Annotated in this window: 14 protein-coding genes; 5 read left to right on the top strand and 9 right to left on the bottom strand. The window is 66.7% G+C overall.

The features are described from left to right. Positions 1–3 precede the first annotated feature (3 nt). The 5 genes from MRBLWH12_RS08145 to MRBLWH12_RS08125 all read right to left on the bottom strand — a co-directional run bounded on the left by MRBLWH12_RS08145 (position 4) and on the right by MRBLWH12_RS08125 (position 6917). Entirely contained in the window at positions 4–1596 is a 1593-nt protein-coding gene (locus tag MRBLWH12_RS08145; RefSeq protein ID WP_363548009.1) for an ABC transporter substrate-binding protein, read from the bottom strand. Positions 1597–1660: 64 nt separating this feature from the next. Beyond that, entirely contained in the window at positions 1661–2566 is a 906-nt protein-coding gene (locus MRBLWH12_RS08140; protein ID WP_363548007.1) for a serine hydrolase, read from the bottom strand. Beyond that, entirely contained in the window at positions 2563–3951 is a 1389-nt protein-coding gene (locus tag MRBLWH12_RS08135; protein ID WP_363548005.1) for a serine hydrolase domain-containing protein, read from the bottom strand. The genes MRBLWH12_RS08140 and MRBLWH12_RS08135 overlap by 4 nt, the downstream gene beginning before the upstream one ends. 150 nt (positions 3952–4101) lie before the next feature. Next, entirely contained in the window at positions 4102–5430 is a 1329-nt protein-coding gene (locus MRBLWH12_RS08130; protein ID WP_363551329.1) for a serine hydrolase domain-containing protein, read from the bottom strand. Further along, the gene (locus MRBLWH12_RS08125; protein ID WP_363548002.1) at positions 5430–6917 is read right to left on the bottom strand and encodes an amidohydrolase family protein; all 1488 of its coding nucleotides are present in this window, start codon (positions 6915–6917) and stop codon (positions 5430–5432) included. Before MRBLWH12_RS08125 ends, MRBLWH12_RS08130 begins: the two co-directional genes overlap by 1 nt. Before the next feature lie 199 nt (positions 6918–7116). Between MRBLWH12_RS08125 and MRBLWH12_RS08120 the strand changes: the two genes are divergently transcribed. From MRBLWH12_RS08120 to MRBLWH12_RS08105, 4 genes are all read left to right on the top strand, one after another. Beyond that, entirely contained in the window at positions 7117–8130 is a 1014-nt protein-coding gene (locus MRBLWH12_RS08120; RefSeq protein ID WP_341974092.1) for a LacI family DNA-binding transcriptional regulator, read from the top strand. 155 nt (positions 8131–8285) lie between these two features. After that, positions 8286–9806, top strand: coding sequence for a multiple monosaccharide ABC transporter ATP-binding protein (mmsA, locus tag MRBLWH12_RS08115; RefSeq protein WP_341978357.1), 1521 nt, complete (start codon positions 8286–8288; stop codon positions 9804–9806). Continuing rightward, a complete protein-coding gene (gene mmsB, locus MRBLWH12_RS08110; RefSeq protein ID WP_363547998.1) occupies positions 9803–11161 on the top strand; it encodes a multiple monosaccharide ABC transporter permease in 1359 nt (452 codons plus the stop codon). Before mmsA ends, mmsB begins: the two co-directional genes overlap by 4 nt. 62 nt (positions 11162–11223) lie before the next feature. Beyond that, positions 11224–12345 carry a sugar-binding protein gene (locus MRBLWH12_RS08105; RefSeq protein ID WP_341974094.1) on the top strand — a complete coding sequence of 374 codons (1122 nt, stop codon included), beginning with the start codon at positions 11224–11226 and terminating at the stop codon, positions 12343–12345. A gap of 59 nt (positions 12346–12404) precedes the next feature. Here the strand turns inward: MRBLWH12_RS08105 and MRBLWH12_RS08100 are convergent, their stop codons facing one another. The 4 genes from MRBLWH12_RS08100 to MRBLWH12_RS08085 all read right to left on the bottom strand — a co-directional run bounded on the left by MRBLWH12_RS08100 (position 12405) and on the right by MRBLWH12_RS08085 (position 17188). Continuing rightward, the gene (locus MRBLWH12_RS08100) at positions 12405–13997 is read right to left on the bottom strand and encodes a PucR family transcriptional regulator (protein WP_363547995.1); all 1593 of its coding nucleotides are present in this window, start codon (positions 13995–13997) and stop codon (positions 12405–12407) included. A gap of 77 nt (positions 13998–14074) precedes the next feature. Next, on the bottom strand, positions 14075–15649 hold the full coding sequence (locus tag MRBLWH12_RS08095; RefSeq protein ID WP_363547992.1) for a serine hydrolase domain-containing protein: 1575 nt from the start codon (positions 15647–15649) through the stop codon (positions 14075–14077). Between the two features lie 118 nt (positions 15650–15767). Beyond that, positions 15768–16139, bottom strand: a complete 372-nt coding sequence (locus MRBLWH12_RS08090) for a GntR family transcriptional regulator (RefSeq protein ID WP_363547989.1) — start codon at positions 16137–16139, stop codon at positions 15768–15770. Next, positions 16136–17188 (bottom strand): hypothetical protein, encoded by a 1053-nt coding sequence (locus tag MRBLWH12_RS08085; protein WP_363547986.1) that lies wholly within the window; start codon positions 17186–17188, stop codon positions 16136–16138. Before MRBLWH12_RS08085 ends, MRBLWH12_RS08090 begins: the two co-directional genes overlap by 4 nt. 127 nt (positions 17189–17315) lie before the next feature. Here MRBLWH12_RS08085 and MRBLWH12_RS08080 point away from each other — a divergent pair, with 127 nt between their 5' ends. Further along, positions 17316–18029 (top strand): alpha/beta fold hydrolase, encoded by a 714-nt coding sequence (locus tag MRBLWH12_RS08080; protein WP_363547984.1) that lies wholly within the window; start codon positions 17316–17318, stop codon positions 18027–18029. Positions 18030–18070: the final 41 nt, after the last annotated feature.

The following is an 18070-nucleotide window of genomic DNA, read 5'->3' as shown; positions in this document are numbered from 1 at the left end:
TCCTTACTCGTACATGCGGATCGACGCGGGGTCGATGCCGTCGTTCTCGATGAACTCCGCGTTGTGCGCGTAGGTCGCCCGATTCTGGTTGGCGAAGGGGACCACGCTCGTCGTGGCATACAGCGCCTGCTCGGCCCTGCCCCAGTCGTCGCATCCCTCATCGCCCGCCTTGTTCGACGCCGCGGTGACGGCCTCGGTGTACTCGGCGTTGTCGATCGACGCGAAGTTGGTGCCGTTCGGCGGATTCGGACCCGAGTAGAACGGCACGAGCATGCTCGGCATCGACACGGTGATGGGTGCGGCAGAGACATCCCAGTCACCGCTGACGAAAAGCGTCTCGCTCAGAGTCGGAGAATCGACCGACTTCACCGTGAGTCCGACTCCGAGGTCCTTCCACGTCGCCTGGATCAATTCGGCGCTGGCATTGCCGGAGTCACCCTGGAGAGAGGAGTAGATCATTCCGAGCTCGAGCTTCTTTCCGTCCTTTTCGCGGATGCCATCAGAGCCGACGACCCAGCCGGCATCGTCGAGAGCCTTCGCTGCGGCCTTGGCATCGACTTCCGGGATGAATCCGTCCACGACGTCGGCGCGGCACGGGTTCGGCGAGATGGTGACGAGGCCGGTCGGTACGGTCCCCTGACCGCTGGTGAGCACCTGACGAAGCTGGGCGAGATCGAGTGCCTGGATCAGCGCCTCGCGCACCTCCTGGTCGGCGGTCGGGCGGCCCTCGCCCTGGTTGAAGATGATCTGACCGGCCGGGACAGGGAGCGCCGTCTTGAACAGTCCGGCGTCGTCGAGACGCTTCGTGTCCGGACCGATCACGCCTGCGGCGTTCACTTCTCCGGAAAGCAGCAGGTTCGCCGCCGTCGTCTCGTTCGGGACGACGCGGAACACCACCTTGTCCGGCAAGCCGGCCTGCTCCGGATCCCAGTCGCCAGGGCCCCAGGCGAAGTCCTTGCGCCGGGTGAGCGTGTACTGGCTGTTGGGCACGATCTCGGTCATCGTGAACATCCCGGTTGCACCCTTGCCCGCGGCGAGGGCTTCTGGGTCATCCAGGACGGTCCCGCAGACGATGGCGATGCTGCCGATGTTCTCCAGGAGGAACGAGTCGGGGCGTCCGCTCGTCACCGTCACGGTGCCGGCGGCATCGTCGCCGACGGCCGTGGTTCCGGGCTGCACCTGGAGTCCGATCAGAGGCGATCCGTTGGCCGGGTCGCCGATGTGACTGATGTTGGCAGCGACGTCCGTCGCGGTCAGCGGGGTTCCGTCCTCACAGGTGATCCCGTCGCGGAGGGTGAAGTTGACGGTGGTGGTGTCGGATTCCCAATCGGATGCGAGTCCGGAGACGACGCTGCCGTCGTCCTGCACCTCGATCAGGCGCGCATAGAGGAAACGGCCGATGGAGCGCGCCACCGACATCACGGTGATCAGGGGATCGAGGTTCCCCGGGTCCGTGGAGATGACGCTGGTGAAGGTCTTGCCCTCGGCGAGGGAGCCCTTGTCACCACCGCCGGATGAAGCGCCGGGAGCGGCGCACGACGTGAGCACGAGCGCCGCAGCGCCGATGAGAGCGAGGAGAGGAGTAGGAGAACGCATCTGTTGCCTCCAGAAGGGTTATGTGTGAGGAGTAGTGCTTCGGGTGGACGGCGTGGCGCCGGGCTCAGAGGGTGAGCGAGCGCAGGTGCTCGACGGCGGCGAACGCGGCGCGTCCGATGGATGCATCGACCGCGGGAAGCCGCTCGGCGAGCGAATCGGCACGGGTGAACACGGCGACCGCGTATTGACGACCGTCCGGGTAGGTGACCACCCCGGCCTCATTGCGCCAGGCCGGCAGCGTGCCGGTCTTCGCCGCGATCTGCACCCCGGACGGGAAGCCCGACGAGAGCCGGTGCGGCCAGATCTGACGCGCCATGATCTCGCGTGCGCTCGCCGCGGCCTCCGGAGACGCCGCGACATCGGTCCACAGAGCGTTCAGCAGCGTGGTGACATCGCGCGGTGTCGATCCCGAGGTCCGCGTCGGATCGAGTGCGCTGAGAGCCCACATCTGGTCCTCGGTCGCGGCGGCGAGCAACTCTTCGAGGTCGCTCTCCGCGGTGCCGCCGAGATCGGCGACGACCGAGTCGAACAGTTCCTCGCAGCATCCGATCAGGTGCGTGCCGTCGAGGCCGAGGTCGGTGATGACCTGCTTCACGGCTTCAGCGCCCAACCGGTGGTAGATGACGTCGGTGGCGGCGTTGTCGCTCATCGTCATCATGTTCGATGCAAGATCGCGCCAGCTCGCCTCGACATCGTCGGCGAAGCCGGCGGTGCCGACGCCGCCGATCCGATACCGGGCGGTCACCGTGGTGCGGCCGGTCGCATCGAGCGTGCCGGCTTCGACCGCGCGGACGTACGCCGTGAGCACCAGGATCTTGAAGACGGATGCGAGCACGACGGGTTCGTCAGCGCGCACGGTGACTTCGGGGCCGTTGTCGACTCCCACTTCTCTGGCGTGCAGGAATCCGGTCGCTCCGACCTGGGAGAAGATCTCAGCGATCTCCGTGAACTCCGCCGTCTGAACAGTCATGCGCTGACCCGCCGATCTGCGCGCCCGGTGTGCAGATAGAGGGCGCGCCCCGAGCCGTCGTCTCCGACGAAGGCGTGCGGCATATGCATGCCGCGGTCCGGGCGGGCGGGAACGAGGCTGTCGCCGTTCCAGCCGACGAGTTCGACGGGCTCGGGGGCGGGGCCGAGTTCGGCGAAGATGCCCTTCATCGTGCGCTCGAGCCAGATCTTGCCGTCGTCGTCCAGACGCACGGTCGAATCCGAGACCGACGACGAATACGTCCCGAGGATGCGCTCCAGGTTCACGTCGACGGGAGTCGTGGGAGGCGCGGGGAGAGGACGCATCGTGACGTCGGCGAGTTCGCCGAGGATCTTCGTCATCAGCGTCGTGTAGAGCGAAATGGGGGAGCCGCCGTTGGTGAGGATAACCACGGCGACGCCGGCACCCGGGACGAAGCGCAGGAACGCACTCTGTCCGATGGTTCCACCGTCGTGCCCGATGACCGGTCCGCCGTCCCAGTCGAAGATCTCCCAGCCGAGGCCCCAGGCGTTGCCCAGGACGCCGAGGTCCGGAAGCTCAACCTGGCGCTCCTGCATGGCGTTCACGCTCTCAGAGGAGAGCACCTGAGTGCCGTCAGGACCCTTGCCGCCGTCGATGTGCATGCGTGCGAACCCGAGAAGGTCGCGAGCGGTCATCGCCAGCATGGAACCCGCAGGTGCGTTGGAGCGCACGAGACTCCACACCGGTGCCGGCACGGGGAGGTCACTGCCCTCGGCGGGGATGTGGCCGAGCGCCGCCCGGAACCGGATCGCCTCGGACGCGTCCGTCGCGACGTGGGTGAGCTGCAGCGGATTGGCCAGGTGCTCGCGGAGTGCGCGGTCGAACGGCTTGTCGCGGAGCACCTCGATGATGCGGCCGAGCACGACGAACGCGGCGTTGTTGTACGAGAAGCGCTCGCCGGGCGCGAACAGCTGCGGCGCATCGGCGATGACGGCCAGGTACTTCTCGACGCAGTCGTCGCCGACGCCGGTGTCGATGAACAGATCGCCCTCGAAACCCCCGACGTGGCTGAGAAGCTGTCGCGTCGTGATCGCGCTCGCGGCGGCGTCGTCTCCGATGGCGAAGGCGGGCACGGTGTCGCGTACCGGCGCGTCGAGGTCGAGGAGTCCCTCGTCGACGAGCTGCATGACGAGCGTCGTCGTCCAGGTCTTGGTGATGGACCCGATCTGGAACACGGAGTCGACATCGGCCTCGACGCCGGTGTTCTTGTTCAGGACACCAGCGGCGGTTGTGAACACCTCGCCGCCGGCGAGGATCCCGACAGATGCAGCAGGAACGTGATCTGCGGCGATGAGTTCGGCGAGATTCTCCTGTACCCAGGTGCCGATTTCGGACAGCGTGGACATGTGCGCTCCTCTTCATCGAAGGCGCCGTCAGAGGGGTGTGACGGCGATTGGCCCGAGACTATTCGCCCCCCATCGGAGGGCGTTTGTGCGGGTAGACGAGACTTCGTTGCGTGTTCGTACGGGCGGACGAAAAGCGGGGTGCTCGGGCCTTCAGCGTCGACGCACTGCGCGCAGACCGACGTGCAGCAGGTCCGGACCGCCCTCTGCGGGAGTCAGGGTGCGCCCGACCGCCTGATCGTCGTCGGTGATCAGCGCGCCATCTTCGCGCACGCGGATTCGCATCGGCGGACGGGCGGGAATGCCCAGCGCGACGATGTGCGGCGCGAGGACCATGCCGAATTCGAGGGCGTCACCCACGCGGGTGACGTCGTAATGCCATTGCCCGGCGTCGTAGATTCCGGTGATGGCGTCCAGTGCGTCGACGTCACCGAGCGTGACGGGAGGAGGCGTCCTGGTGATGCCGCGGAGGTGCTCGAAGCACCAGTCGATGAGCAGTGTGCCCAGGGCTTTGCCGCTTCCGCTGTTGGTGAGGACGGTGATAGCGAGATCCTGGTCCGGAGCGAAGAGGAACTCGCTCAACTGGATGTCGTAGATGTTTCCGCCGTGCATCACGACTCTGGTGTCGCCGCGGCGGGTGAGCAACCAGGGGAATCCGATCGCCTCCACAGGGGGACCGGCAGTGACCTGCGGCTGCTGCATCCGCAGTCGAGTGGAATCGCTGACGGGGGCGCTCCCCTCGGTCTCTCCACGCATGTGGAACCGGGCGTAGCGGAGCTGATCTCCGACCGAGGAGACGATCCCGCCCTCGGCATTCATATCGCGCGTCAAGCCCAGAAGGGGAAGCGTCGACATCTCACCCTCCTGACCCGGCACGTGGCCGACCGCGTGCGGCCGGGTCATGACCTCCCAGGGGAAGAAGAACGTCTCGGTCATCCCCAGCGGATCGAGCACGATCCGCCGCACGGCGCTCTCGAACGTCTCGCCGGTGACGACTTCGATCACGCGACCGAGGAGGCGCATCCCGGCGTTGCTGTACGACGCGATCGTGCCCGGCGCGAAGAACTGGGGGAGGGATCCATAGGTGGCGATGTTGCGTGCGAGCGCGTCATCGCCCCAGCCGTCGAGCTCGTCGGCATCGCCGAGGAAGCCTCCGGAGTGCGTGAGGAGATGCCGGATCCGCAGCTCCTGCAGGGCCGACTCATCAGCCAGCCGGAGGTCGGGCAGCACGTCGATCACGCGCGTGTCGAGCGTGAGCAGGTCGTTCTCGATCAAGTGCATCGCGACCGTGCCGGTGAACGTCTTCGACGTCGAGCCGATCTGGAAGAGCGTGCGCTCAGTGACGGCCGCTCCCGTGTCGGTGGCGGCGACCCCGGTGGTCAGGATATGCTCCTGGTCGCCGTCGACGATGCCGATCACGGCGCCGGGAACGTTCAGTTCTCTGGCGCTGCGATCCAGGAAGGTCTGCAGGTCGTTCAGCATCACGGTTCTCCTCGTACGGCACGGCCAGGGTAGGTGTCCGCCACGATGTCGCCGTCTCTGACCACGGCGGTGCCGTTCACGAACAGGTGGCGGACGCCTTGAGCGGGGCGGATGGGGTCGAGATATGTCGCGCGATCGGTGAGGGTCGCGGGATCGAGCACCACGATGTCGGCATCGGCTCCGATGCGGAGATGCCCCTTGCCTCGCATGGCGGGTGAGGTCTCGTCGAGCACTCGAGCGGGAAGGTAGGAGCATCGCCGGAAGGCCTCGAGCCAGGTCCAGGTCTCCGACTCGCGCACCATCAGTCGGAGCGACTTCGTGAACGTGCCCGCCGTGCGCGGGTGGGTCTGACCGCCAGGAGGCAGCGGCCACTGCGTCGTCTCGTGCGATGCCGGTGCACCGTCGCGCGCAGGCCAGAACACGGGCATGGCGTCGCTGGCGACGATCGAGTCGGGGAAAGCGAGGGAGCGATGCAGATGCGCGCGGTCGAGCGGATCCGCTTCATCAAGGAAAGTCACGATGCACGCCGCGGCGGGGTCCGTCCGACGGATCTCGCGCAGTCTCGCCTCATCGGCGATGCGTTCTCCCGTCTCGACGAGCACGAGAGCGGACGGCGCGATGCCGAGGCCGGGAAGCTTCTCCGGAGCGAGGAAGAATGCGCCGATCGCCGTGCTCCCGGCGCCGTACGGATAGGCCTCGACGGTCACCCGGGATCCGGCGGCGATCGTTCGCTCCATCTGCAGGAGAACGCGATCCACGTGCCGGAGCGAGGTGCTGTTGACGTGACAGTGATGCATCGCGGCACCTGTCTCGCCGGCAGCGCGAAGAAGTTCTTCGGTGCCGTCGATCGGTGTCGCGGGGTCGGCTTCGATCAGCTCTCGCACGTGAGTGAACGTCGGGGTGCGAGCCGCCGCTGCGAGGCGGGCGACATCGAGATACTCGTCGGGGTCGGTACGCGGGGCGTAGCCCATGAGGACGCCGATGCCGAGGGCTCCCGCGGCGAGTTCGCCCTCCAGCAGACCGAGCCAGCGGCGGCGCTCTGACAGGCTGGAGCTGCGCTGCCACTCGGGATCTCCCAGAAGTTCCATGGAAGCGTGGATATCGGGGACGGGAACGCGCTCGAGGTGCGCGTATGCACGAGCCTGAGCCCACGAGGCTGAGAAGCCGTAGTTCAGCGGGCGCCCCTCCTGCTCCGCGCGGGCGGTCGCCTCCGCGACGGGCATGAGGCCGGCCTCGAGGTCGAGCGCTGTCGTGACCCCATCCATCGCCTGCAGTCGCTGGCCGGCGATCGAGTGCACATGGCTGTGCAGATCCACGAAGCCGGGCCCCACGATCATGCCGGTGGCGTCGATCGTCTCCGCGTCGGTGCGAGTCCCGACCTCGTTCCCGATCGCAACCACACGGCCGTCAGAGATCAAGACGTCCGCGATCTGATCGGTGTCGGTTCCCGGGTCGATGACGCGCCCGCCGCGAAGAATGATGTCCACGACGCCACAGTGGCATCCCGTCCTCTTCGTGTCCGGTGCTCCGACACGAAGTCCCCGCCGGATTCCGGTGTGATCGGACAACCCGCTCCGTGCGAGGTGGGTGAAACCCATCGCTTCCTGGCTCGACAGGGTGCGCGCAACGGGCGCTACCGACATAATGAATGTACCCATGTGACCGTGCACACGCGAGGAGGCTGTGATGTCGACGGCTTCCGAGCGTGCCCGCCTGCCGAGCATCCGTGACGTCGCCCGGCTTGCCGGCGTCTCGCATCAGACGGTGTCCCGCGTCTTGAACGATCACCCCAGCATCCGCCCGGAGACGAAGGCGAGAGTGCTCGACGCGATCTCCGTGCTCGACTACCGGCCGAATCTGGCCGCTCGAGCCCTCGTGACGAGCCGGTCGAACACCCTCGGCATCCTCTCCGCGACGATCGGCGAGTTCGGGCCGACGTCGTCCATCGCGAGCATCGAGGATGCGGCGCGTGAGGAGGGGTACTCGGTCTCGACGCTCAATCTCGCGGCCACGACGCCGGAGGCCATCGGCAACGCGGTGCGCCAACTCGCCCGTGAGCAGGTGGACGGGATCGTCGTCCTCGCTCCGCAGGTGCGCGTCTTCCACGTGCTGCGCGGGATGGCGGTCGACCTGCCGTTCGTGACACTTCAGACGGCATCCGGTTCGGACGGAGTGAGCCTGTCTGCCGATCAGGTCGCCGGTGCGCGAGCCGCGACCGAGCATCTCATCGCGCTCGGGCACAGCGAGATCCTGCACCTCGCCGGACCGCAGGACTGGATCGAGGCGGAGTCGCGGATGCGCGGATATCTGGAGGCGCTGCGCGCGGCCGACCTGCCGACGTTCCCGCCGATCCGCGGGGACTGGTCGGCTGATTTCGGCTATTTCGCCGGGCAGGAGTTGGCGCGTCGGCGTGACTTCACCGCGGTCTTCGCGGCGAATGACCTGATGGCGATCGGTCTGATGCACGGCTTCCGGGATGCCGCGGTCCGCGTACCCGATGACGTCAGTGTCGTCGGGTTCGACGACATCCCCGTCGCCGCCCACGTCTCACCGACGTTGACGACGGTGCATCAGGAGTTCCCGGAGCTCGGGCGTCGTGCCGTGCGGATTCTGCTCGCGCAGATCCGCGGGGATGAGACGCCGTCCTTCGGCGAGCTGCATCCGACGCTGCGCGTCCGTGAATCAACCACATCACGGTAGCGAAACGAAATCTCCGCCAGGACTTGACAGAGTCCCGTCCGAAGCGGACGATGTAATCTAATGTGAACGGTCACATCGAACGTGACCGCCCGTCGCGAGGAAGATCCGTGAGCACAACAGCAACGTTGCCGGTCGTAGCAGGCCCCATCTTGGAGATGCAGGGCATCACCAAGGAGTTCCCGGGTGTGAAGGCGCTCGCCGATGTGTCGATCACCGTCAGGTCTGGCGAGATCCACGCCATCTGCGGCGAGAACGGCGCCGGCAAGTCCACCCTGATGAAGGTGCTCTCGGGGGTGTACCCCTACGGCACCTACGACGGCGACATCCTCCTGTACGGCGAGGAGCAGCGGTTCAAGGACATCGCGGCCAGCGAGCACGCGGGCGTCGTGATCATCCATCAGGAGCTCGCGCTGATCCCGGAGCTCTCGATCACCGAGAACATCTTCCTGGGCAATGAGATCCGGCGCTTCGGCAAGATCGACTGGCAGGCGCAGAAGCAGCGCGCGCTCGAGCTGCTCGCGCGCGTGGGCCTCAACGAGAATCCCGATGTCGCGATCAAGCACCTCGGCGTCGGCAAGCAGCAGCTCATCGAGATCGCCAAGGCGCTCAACAAGGACGTCAAGCTGCTCATCCTCGATGAGCCGACCGCGGCCCTCAACGAGAACGATTCGCAGCATCTCCTCGACCTCATCCTCGGGCTGAAGGCCAAGGGGATCGCGTCGATCATCATCAGCCACAAGCTCAACGAGATCGAGCAGATCGCCGATGAGATCACGATCATCCGCGACGGCCGCACGGTCGAGACCCTCGACATCTCGCGGGGCGAGATCAACGAGGATCGCATCATCCGCGGCATGGTCGGCCGTTCTCTGGAGAGCCGGTACCCGGACCGCACTCCCGACATCGGCGAGGTGTTCTTCGAGGTCAAGGACTGGTGGGTGCAGCACCCGACCGTCTCCGAGCGCATGGTCGTCAAGGGCTCGGGCATCAATGTGCGTCGTGGTGAGGTGGTCGGAATCGCCGGCCTCATGGGGGCGGGCCGCACCGAGTTCGCGATGAGCATCTTCGGCCGTTCCTACGGCACATTCCTCTCTGGCCGCATGTTCAAGGACGGCCAGGAGATCGTGCTGTCGGATGTGTCCTCGGCGATCAAGCACGGCCTGGCCTACGTCAGCGAGGATCGCAAGTCGCTCGGCCTCAACCTGCTCGACACCATCAAGCGTTCGGTCGTGTCGGCGAAGCTGTCGAAGATCGCGGAACGCGGGGTGGTGAACGAGCAGGAAGAGTTCGTCGTCGCCGAGCGCTACCGCAAGGCGCTGCGCATCAAGACCCCCACCGTCGAGGAGGGCGTCGCGAAGCTGTCGGGCGGCAACCAGCAGAAGGTCGTGCTCGCGAAGTGGATGTTCACCGACCCCGACCTGCTCATCCTCGACGAGCCCACCCGCGGCATCGACGTCGGCGCCAAGTACGAGATCTACGCGATCATCAACGAGCTCGCATCCCAGGGCAAGGGCGTCATCGTCATCTCCAGTGAATTGCCCGAGCTGCTCGGCATCACCGATCGCATCTACACCGTCTTCGAGGGTCGGGTCACCGACTGCATCCCTTCCGACCAGGCCACCCCGGAAGAGGTCATGCGCAGCATGACCTCCGCTACCCAGAAAGCATCCGCATGAGCACCACGACGACCACCGAGACCGAGAAGCGCGGCTTCCACTTCGGCGACATCCGCAAGATGTTCGGCGGCAACGGCACCTCGTCGTTGCGCCAGTTCGGCATCCTGGGCAGCCTCCTGGTGATCATCCTGCTCTTCCAGGTGCTCACGATGATCAAGAACCCGAACGGCGCCACCCTGACGCCGAACAACCTGATCAACGTCATCAATCAGTACTCGTTCATCCTGATCCTGGCGATCGGCATGGTGATGGTGATCATCATGGGCCACATCGACCTGTCGGTCGGTTCGGTGGCGGCCTTCAGCGGCATCATCGTGGCGAAGGCGATGGCCGATTGGGATCTTCCCTGGCCGCTCGCGATCCTGCTCGGACTCGGCGTCGGCGCGCTGGTGGGTGCGTGGCAGGGGTTCTGGGTCGCCTATGTCGGGGTGCCGGCGTTCATCGTGACGCTCGCCGGAATGCTGTTCTTCCGTGGGGCGAACCAGTTCATCGGCAACTCGCAGTCGATCCCCGTGCCCGAGGAGTTCGTGTACATCGGGGCCGGCTACCTGCCCGAGGTGGCGCTGCCGCTGAACTTCAACGTGCCCACGATGATCCTCGCTCTGATCGGTGTCGCCTGGGTGATCTTCTGGGAGATCCGCACGCGCCGCATCCAGAAGAAGATGGGCTCGGATCGTGCACCGGTCTGGGTGAGCGCGACCAAGGTCTCTCTGCTCTCGGTCGTCATCCTCGGCGCCGGCTGGCTGTTCGCCACCGGACGCCCCGGAACGAGCTTCCCGGTCTCGGGTCTGATCCTGCTGGCGCTCGTGATCATCTACTCGTTCGTCACGCGCAACACCGTCTTCGGCCGGCACATCTTCGCCGTCGGCGGCAACCGGCAGGCGGCTCGGCTCTCGGGCGTCAAGGACCGCTGGGTCGACTTCTTCGTGATGATGAACATGTCGGTGCTCGCCTCACTGGCCGGCATGATCTTCGTCGCCCGCTCGCAGGCCTCGGGCCCCGGTGACGGCAACGGCTGGGAACTCGACGCGATCGCCTCGGTGTTCATCGGCGGCGCCGCGGTCGCCGGCGGCATCGGCACGGTGATCGGGTCGATCATCGGCGGTCTCGTGATGGCCTTCCTCAACAACGGCCTTCAGCTGCTCGGCCAGGGAGCCGATGTCGTCGCGATGATCAAGGGCCTCGTGCTCCTGCTCGCCGTCGCCATCGACGTCTGGAACAAGCAGCAGGGCCGCCCGTCTCTCATCGGTTTCCTCACCCGTCGTCGCGGACGGCCGGAGGACGCGGAGACCGAGACCTTCAAACCCAATCAGACCTACCAAGCCCCCGCCGTCGACAAGACGAGCGGAAAGTAGGCGGACACCTCGCGTCGCGCACACGCGCGAGGCATCCGTCGCATACCAGAGAAAGAGATCACATGAAGAAGATCATCATCACGGCGACAGCGCTCGTCGCCGCGAGTGCCTTCGCCCTCACCGGCTGCTCCGGTGAGCGCGGCGGTGGCGACACCGGCACCGGCACCGAGGCGGAGACGACCGGCTTCGAGGCCGGATCGACGATCGGCGTCGCCCTTCCGGACAAGACCAGTGAGAACTGGGTTCTCGCCGGCAAGCTGTTCACCGACGGGCTGGAAGAGGCCGGGTTCAAGGCCGACGTGCAGTATGCGCCGGCGAGCAACACCGTGGCGGAACAGCAGAACCAGATCCAGGCCATGGTGACCGGTGGCGCGAAGGTCATCATCATCGGCGCGAAGGACGGCAAGCAGCTGGCCACGCAGGTGCAGGCGGCGAAGGATGCCGGTGCCTACGTGATCGCCTACGACCGTCTCATCGAGAACACCGAGGCCGTCGACTACTACGTCGCGTTCGACAACTTCAAGGTCGGTCAGCTGCAGGGGCAGGCTCTGCTGGACGGTCTCGCCGAGCGTGCGGGCCACGAGGCGCCGTACAACATCGAGCTGTTCTCCGGCTCGCCGGATGACGCCAACTCGGCTGTCTTCTTCGACGGCGCGATGGACGTGCTCCAGCCGAAGATCGAAGACGGCACGCTCAAGGTCGTCTCCGGTCAGTCCGAGATCGCGCAGACCGCGACCGAGGGCTGGCTCGCCGAGAACGCCCAGAACCGCATGGACACGATCCTCACCGGATCGTACGGCGGCGACACGGCTCTCGACGGTGTGCTCTCGCCGAACGACACGCTCGCTCGCGCCATCATCACCTCGGTGCAGCAGGCCGGCAAGACCGTTCCGGTCGTCACCGGCCAGGACTCCGAGGTCGAGTCGGTGAAGTCGATCATGGAGGGCATCCAGTACTCCACGATCAACAAGGACACCGCGCTCCTCGTCGAGCAGGCCATCAAGATGGTCGGCCAGCTGCAGAAGGGCGAGGACGTCGACGTCAACGACACCGAGTCGTACGACAACGGAAAGAAGATCGTGGACTCGTACCTGCTCGAGCCGCTGATCGTGACCAAGGAGAACGCGGCCGAGGCGTACGCCAACGTTCCGAGCCTCCTGGAGATCGTGAAGTCGTACCAGTAACGACTCTGCGGGAACAGATGAGCCGTCCGGGCCTGGTGCCCGGGCGGCTCATTCCGTACTCAGCGCGCAGATTCCTCGATGTCTCGCAACCGCAGTTGGAGCGCGAGTACGAGTCGAAGGTCGGGGTCATCGATGTCGATGACTTCGGCGATGCGGCGCAGGCGATGCCGCAGCGTGTTCGGGTGCAGCATGAGAAGCTCCGCGGCGCGGGCCACGTCATAATTCGCGCTGATCCACCGGCTCAGACTCTTGACGTAGTCGGTGCCGGTGGCGGCGTCGTGCGCGGTGAGTGTTCTGAGTGGTTCGCCGCCGACGAGTTCGCTCTGGCCGACGGTGGCATGGATCTCCATCAGGAGCAGCCCCGGTCCGAGGTTCTCGTGCAGACCGATCTCCCCGTGTCCTGGCATGTTCGCCACCACGCGCCATGCGTGCGCGGCCTGCTTGGCACCGGTGGGGATGTCGGAGAGCCCCGCGAGGGTGGAGCTCAGACCTGCGCGCCAGCCATCGCCGATGCTCTCCGTCGCCCGTGCGAGCACGGTTGCGACGATGGATTGCAGAACCGTGGCGTCAGCCACGGTCCCCGCCACAGCCATCGCGCGTCCCTCGAAAGCGCCGGCTGCCGCGGGGATCCGGTACGCCGAGAGACCGGTTCGCAGCAGATCGCCGACATAGGCGGCTGCCGTGTGCATCGAGACACCGGTGCGGCTGGTGCGCTGTTCGGGAATCCGATCGATGACGATCACCGTCGTCGCGCCGGATCGCTCCAAGCCGAAATGCTCCGCGATGCTCCCGGTCGCGCCGGAACCGCGGATCAACCATCCGAGTCTTTCGGTGCGCTGTCTCCGGTCCGCATCGGCGACGAGGTTGAACCGCGCCAGCTGCGCGGCCGCGCTCGGTGCTGCCTCGGCGAGCACCTCAGCGGCATCCGCGGAGAGAGGAGTCGATCCTTCGAGGACCCAGATGCTGCCCAGCGCCTCGCCGCGGTCGCGTACGGCGATCGCCAGACGCGGGTGGACCGTGGCGGTCGGAGGGCTGCGCACGGCCGTGACCGACCGGAGCACTGCAGCGTACTCCTCGGCGTTGGTCGGGTCGTCCGGAACGCGGCGACCGAGGATGCCATCGCGCCGCAGCCCGTCGACCTCCTGCCCGGGGATCGTCGAGTAGGCGAGCACGCGCATGGCCAGGTCTTCGATCGAGACGGCCCCGCCGGTGCGCAGCGCGATGTCGTTCGCGAGCCGGAAAAGATCGGCGGAGTGGCGGTTGTCGGCGTCGGAGATCGGGCCGGACATCGTCTTGATCGCGTCGATGAGCGTGTAGAGCCGACCCCAGGCGACGTCGGGCGCGGATTCGAGCACGGCCACTCCCGTGCGGCGGGCCGCCTGGCCCCAGGATGCGGCGTCGATCGCTCCGGTGCGAACGACGATGGCGGCCGCGCCCGCGCCCGCAGCCCAATCCATCAGCTCGACGGAGGGGCGGCCAGGAGCGAGCACGATCGAGTCGCCTCCGTGGTGCTCATTCGAGTCCGGATCGAGGATCACCGGATGCCCGGCACCCCGATCGCGCCCTCCCGGCAGTGCGAGAGGCCGGAGCACGGTCGTCCCCAGGGTGTCCAACAGGGTTCCCAGGGTGGTCGGTGAGGGCTCGGCGGTCATCATTCCAGGATGCCGTGTCTGGAGGGGGCTCGCCGACGCCGCGGGCGTGAACGCCCCTGGGTGCGAGCCGGAATCCTTCACAACCGTTCGAGACCCCGCGGGGCGCCGACGATCACGGTGCCATCCGGCTGCCGCACGAACCGCATTCCGTCGACGCCGAAGGCGCCGAGGAGGACGTCGTCGCCATCGCGCCGCACCGAGGCCTGGCCGGTGCTGAACGTGCCATCCGGGCCTGGCTCGATCCGACCGACGAGGTCGAGACCGATGCGGAACCTTCCATCTGGCTCGATGATCACGAGAGTGCCGAGCTCGGGGCTGAGATAGCTTCCGACCGGCGGAGCGGCGGAGGGATCCGGGGCGGCACAGCGCTCGAAGGTGAGATCACGGCCAGGGCGCATGTCGATGCGGAGGCGAAGCTGGTCGGCGTCGATCAGCAGTTGGAGTCCCTCTCCCCGATCATCGCCATACCACCAGCCGTCGTCGGCGAGCCGGAAGTGTCCGCTCTGGAATCCGGACAGGGTCAGGGTGCCATCCGGCTGCGGTTGGGTGCACACCGACTCATCGGCACCGCGCATGATCCACCATCCACCTGCTGGGGCGGCGGCATCACGACCATCGACGAGTGTGGGGGCGGCCGGCTCGGGAATCCCGGCGGCGTGGCGCGCGACCTTCGTCGCGATGACAGTGGGGCGCACGGCGGAGTGATTGGCCAGCACGACGACGCCGAGGTCGCTGTTGGGAAGGTAGTACAGGTGCGAGCGGTACCCGGCCACGGCGCCGGCGTGGCCGATCGCACGCTCGCCTCCGAGATCGGCGTGATAGATCCCGTAGGCGTATGGTCCGACGCTTCCATCCGGAAAAGTGGGGGTGCTGTCGACGAGCGTGTCGCGGATGTCGTCTCCGAGAGCGTCACCGTCTCTCAGGAAGCGGAACCAGGCGCCGAGTTCGCTCAGGCTCGTGACCAGACCTCCATCGCCGACGGCGCACTCCTCGGAGTCCGCCCGCTGCAGGTGGTCGGCGACCGTCTCGTATCCGTACGCGAACTCCGAGAGCACTGCGCGACTGTCCTCGCGGAAGAGGGTGCGGTGCATGCCGAGCGGGGCGAAGATCCGTTCAGCGGCGAACTCGCCGAGGGTGCGACCGGTGACCCGGTGCACCAGCGAGGCGGCGAGGACATACCCCGTGTTGGAGTAGTTGAAGGACGAGCCGGGGGTGAAGTTGAGGGTCGCAAGGCCGGCGACGAACTCCAGCGTCTGGTTCTGGGTGATCCGAGTGAGGGGACGCCCGGTGAGTTCGGTGAGTTGCAGCCATTCCGGCAGCCCGCCGGTGTGTTGCAGACACTGCGTGATCGTCACGGGCGTCGTCAGCCGCAGCTCCGGCAGGTGCGATCGGATGTCGTCTTCGAGGTCGATGAGTCCGTCACGGGCGAGGAGCAGCACAGCGGTCGCCGCGAACTGCTTGCTCATCGAGGCGATGTCGAAACGGGTGTCCTCGTCGATAGGGACGCCGAACTCGACTGATGCCAGTCCGGCCTCGGCGTGAGCGGTCAACGTCCCGCCGTGGTAGATCCCCACGGCGAGACCGGGGCCGGAGGGGTCTGCCGATTGTGCGACGAGCTGTGCAAGGAGTTGCGCGAGGGCCTCGTTGTCCATGACGGAAGTCTTCCGGTGGGGGTCTCCTCAGCCCTTGTCGGAACGGGCAAAGTGCACTCGTCGAGATTGGTCGTCTGCACGGCGCTGGGCGGTTGGGCGGGTCGGTTGAGCGCTCGATTCAGGGGGCGTCGGTTCGCCAGACGGCGCGCAGGACGTCGATCACGTCGTCGGGTTCGACCCCCGTCGAGACGGCATCGGCCACCAGATCCCGAATGCGCCGGATGACGGAGAGGGGGAGGACAGCGGCCGACTCGGCGACGCGGGTTCCGGCGGCCGTGCGACTGACGACGAGGCCGTCCTGCTCCAGCATCTTGTAGGCCTTCGCTGCGGTCCCGGCGGCGACACCGAGGTCGTTCGCCGTCTGGCGCACGGTCGGCAGGCGCTCATTCGCGCCCAGCTGACCGGAGACGATGAGTCCGCGAAGCTGCCGATAGATGTCCATGGCCGGGCTTCCCTCCTCGGTCGAAGACAGGAGGGGACGCTCGGTCACAGCGCGGCCTCTGCGTCGGCCTGGACGTCGATCTGGTCCGGTGAGGAAAGGGCGGCGAGCGCGCGACGCGGACGGATGGCGACGAGCAGGAGCAGCACGAATGCGGTGACCTCGAGGATCGGTGCGAACCAGCCGCCGGCGATGGCGAGTTCCGCGTACCGCCACGTCATGTCGTAGGGCGCACCCCCGTTCTGGCCCTCGATCACCAGCGTCGAGCCCGATCCGGCGCTCGCGATGAACCGCCAGGCACCGGCCAGTGCGAGCAGGATACCGGCGGTCGCGACGCGTACGGCGCCGATGGCGACCTCGCGACGGGCGCCACGCTCGGCGGCGACGGTCTCGGGCCGGATGTAGGGGCGCTCCGCGTTGCGCTGGAGCACCGCCCAGGTCGCGAAAGCGAGAGCGGCGAGGCAGATCAGCACCGGAACGCCGTAGGCCCAGCCATAGAACCATGGGCGGATCGGGTCGATCGCCGCTTCGTTGGGCACCGGGATCTCCAGCCAGATGTATCGGCCGTGATCATCAGCCGATGACGCCAGCCCCGCGGCGATGGTCGTCGCCGCCAGGGCGAGCAGTGCGAGACACGCGCCGATGAGGCCTGGCCGCGGACTGAAACTCGTCCAGGTGCGACGGGATGCGGGCACGACAGGGACCTCAGGCTGCGTCGTTCCTCGAATCGCGACCATTCCCAAGATCACGATCATGCCGACGAATGCCGAGAAGACGGGAGCGGCGTATCGCCACCACGCAACCTGGTCGGCCATGGCGAGGACGTATCCGCGAACGATGTTCTCCACCGCGAAGACGAGGGCCACGGCGATCGCGATGACGCGAAGGGCGCGCTGCTCGGGCAAGTATCTCGCCGTGACCGATTGGGCTACGGAGGGGGAGAGCGGGCCGGCTGCTCGACCCTCGTACCTCTGTCGAGCAGTGAAGAGGAGGATGCCCCCGGCGGCGATCACTGCGAGTGCCAACGAGAGCAGAGGCAGCGAGAAGGCGGCGCCGACGAGCTCCAGTGGGCCGAACGTATAGATGCTTCTCTGCGGCATTGTCGTCTCCGATCGATGAGTTGTGTCATATGTCTATCACAACTTGTATCACGATGGAGATACAAAGATTCGCGTCCAGGATTTGTCGTCAAGGCGGAGCGAATGCTGGCCGTGATTGACTTGCTGAATGCGTCTGAACGTCGTCGAGTCTGGTCAGGGCGACCGGGTCGCCCTGTTGCTGCATGGGATGTTCGGTTCCGCTGAGAGCTGGTGGAGAGTCACTCCATTACTTGAGCAGCGCGGATTTCGGGTGCTTGCGCTAGATCTTCCCGGTCATGGACTCTCTCCGCGCCGGGCGGATCTGACGATCCCTCAGGCTGCGGAGGCGGTGGTTGAAACCGTGAGGTCGGTGGCTCCGCGGGCGCCTGTCTTCGCCATTGGCCACTCGTATGGGGGGCTTGTACTGGGAGCGGCCGCGCGAGCGCTGGGTCCGGAGCTGGCGGTGCATGTGGACGCGCCGTTCTCCATTGCGGGTGGACAGGACCGGTACATGCTCATCGAGGAATATGAGAAGAATCGCCGCTCGCGCACCCCTGAACATCTCAGCCTCCGCGACCACTACAGCCGGACCGATGTCGCAGTCGAAGCGCGGGCGGCCGAGAGGTTTGATGCCGCGACATCCGCATCGATCTCGTGTGGACCGGGCGGAGAATGGTTGCCTGAGGCCGGCGCCATCGTCGTCCGCGCTGACCCGAGTGGCTGGGTCTCGGATGCGGACGCGCGGCGCTTCGAATCGCTTGGCGTCGACGTGCGGAGCATCCCTGGAGCGGCCCACTCGATCTGGTACAGCCACTTCGATGAGTTCGTCGCAGCGGTCCCGGAGATGTTCGGCGAGGTCTAGCCAAAGGCCGGCGCAGGATCCTCGCATCCAGGCCAACTACC

The sequence above is a fragment of the Microbacterium sp. LWH12-1.2 genome (genome assembly GCF_040675825.1).
Classification (GTDB): domain Bacteria; phylum Actinomycetota; class Actinomycetes; order Actinomycetales; family Microbacteriaceae; genus Microbacterium.
Note: the sequence above shows the minus strand (reverse complement) of the source record. Positions and strands in the feature narration are given on the sequence as shown.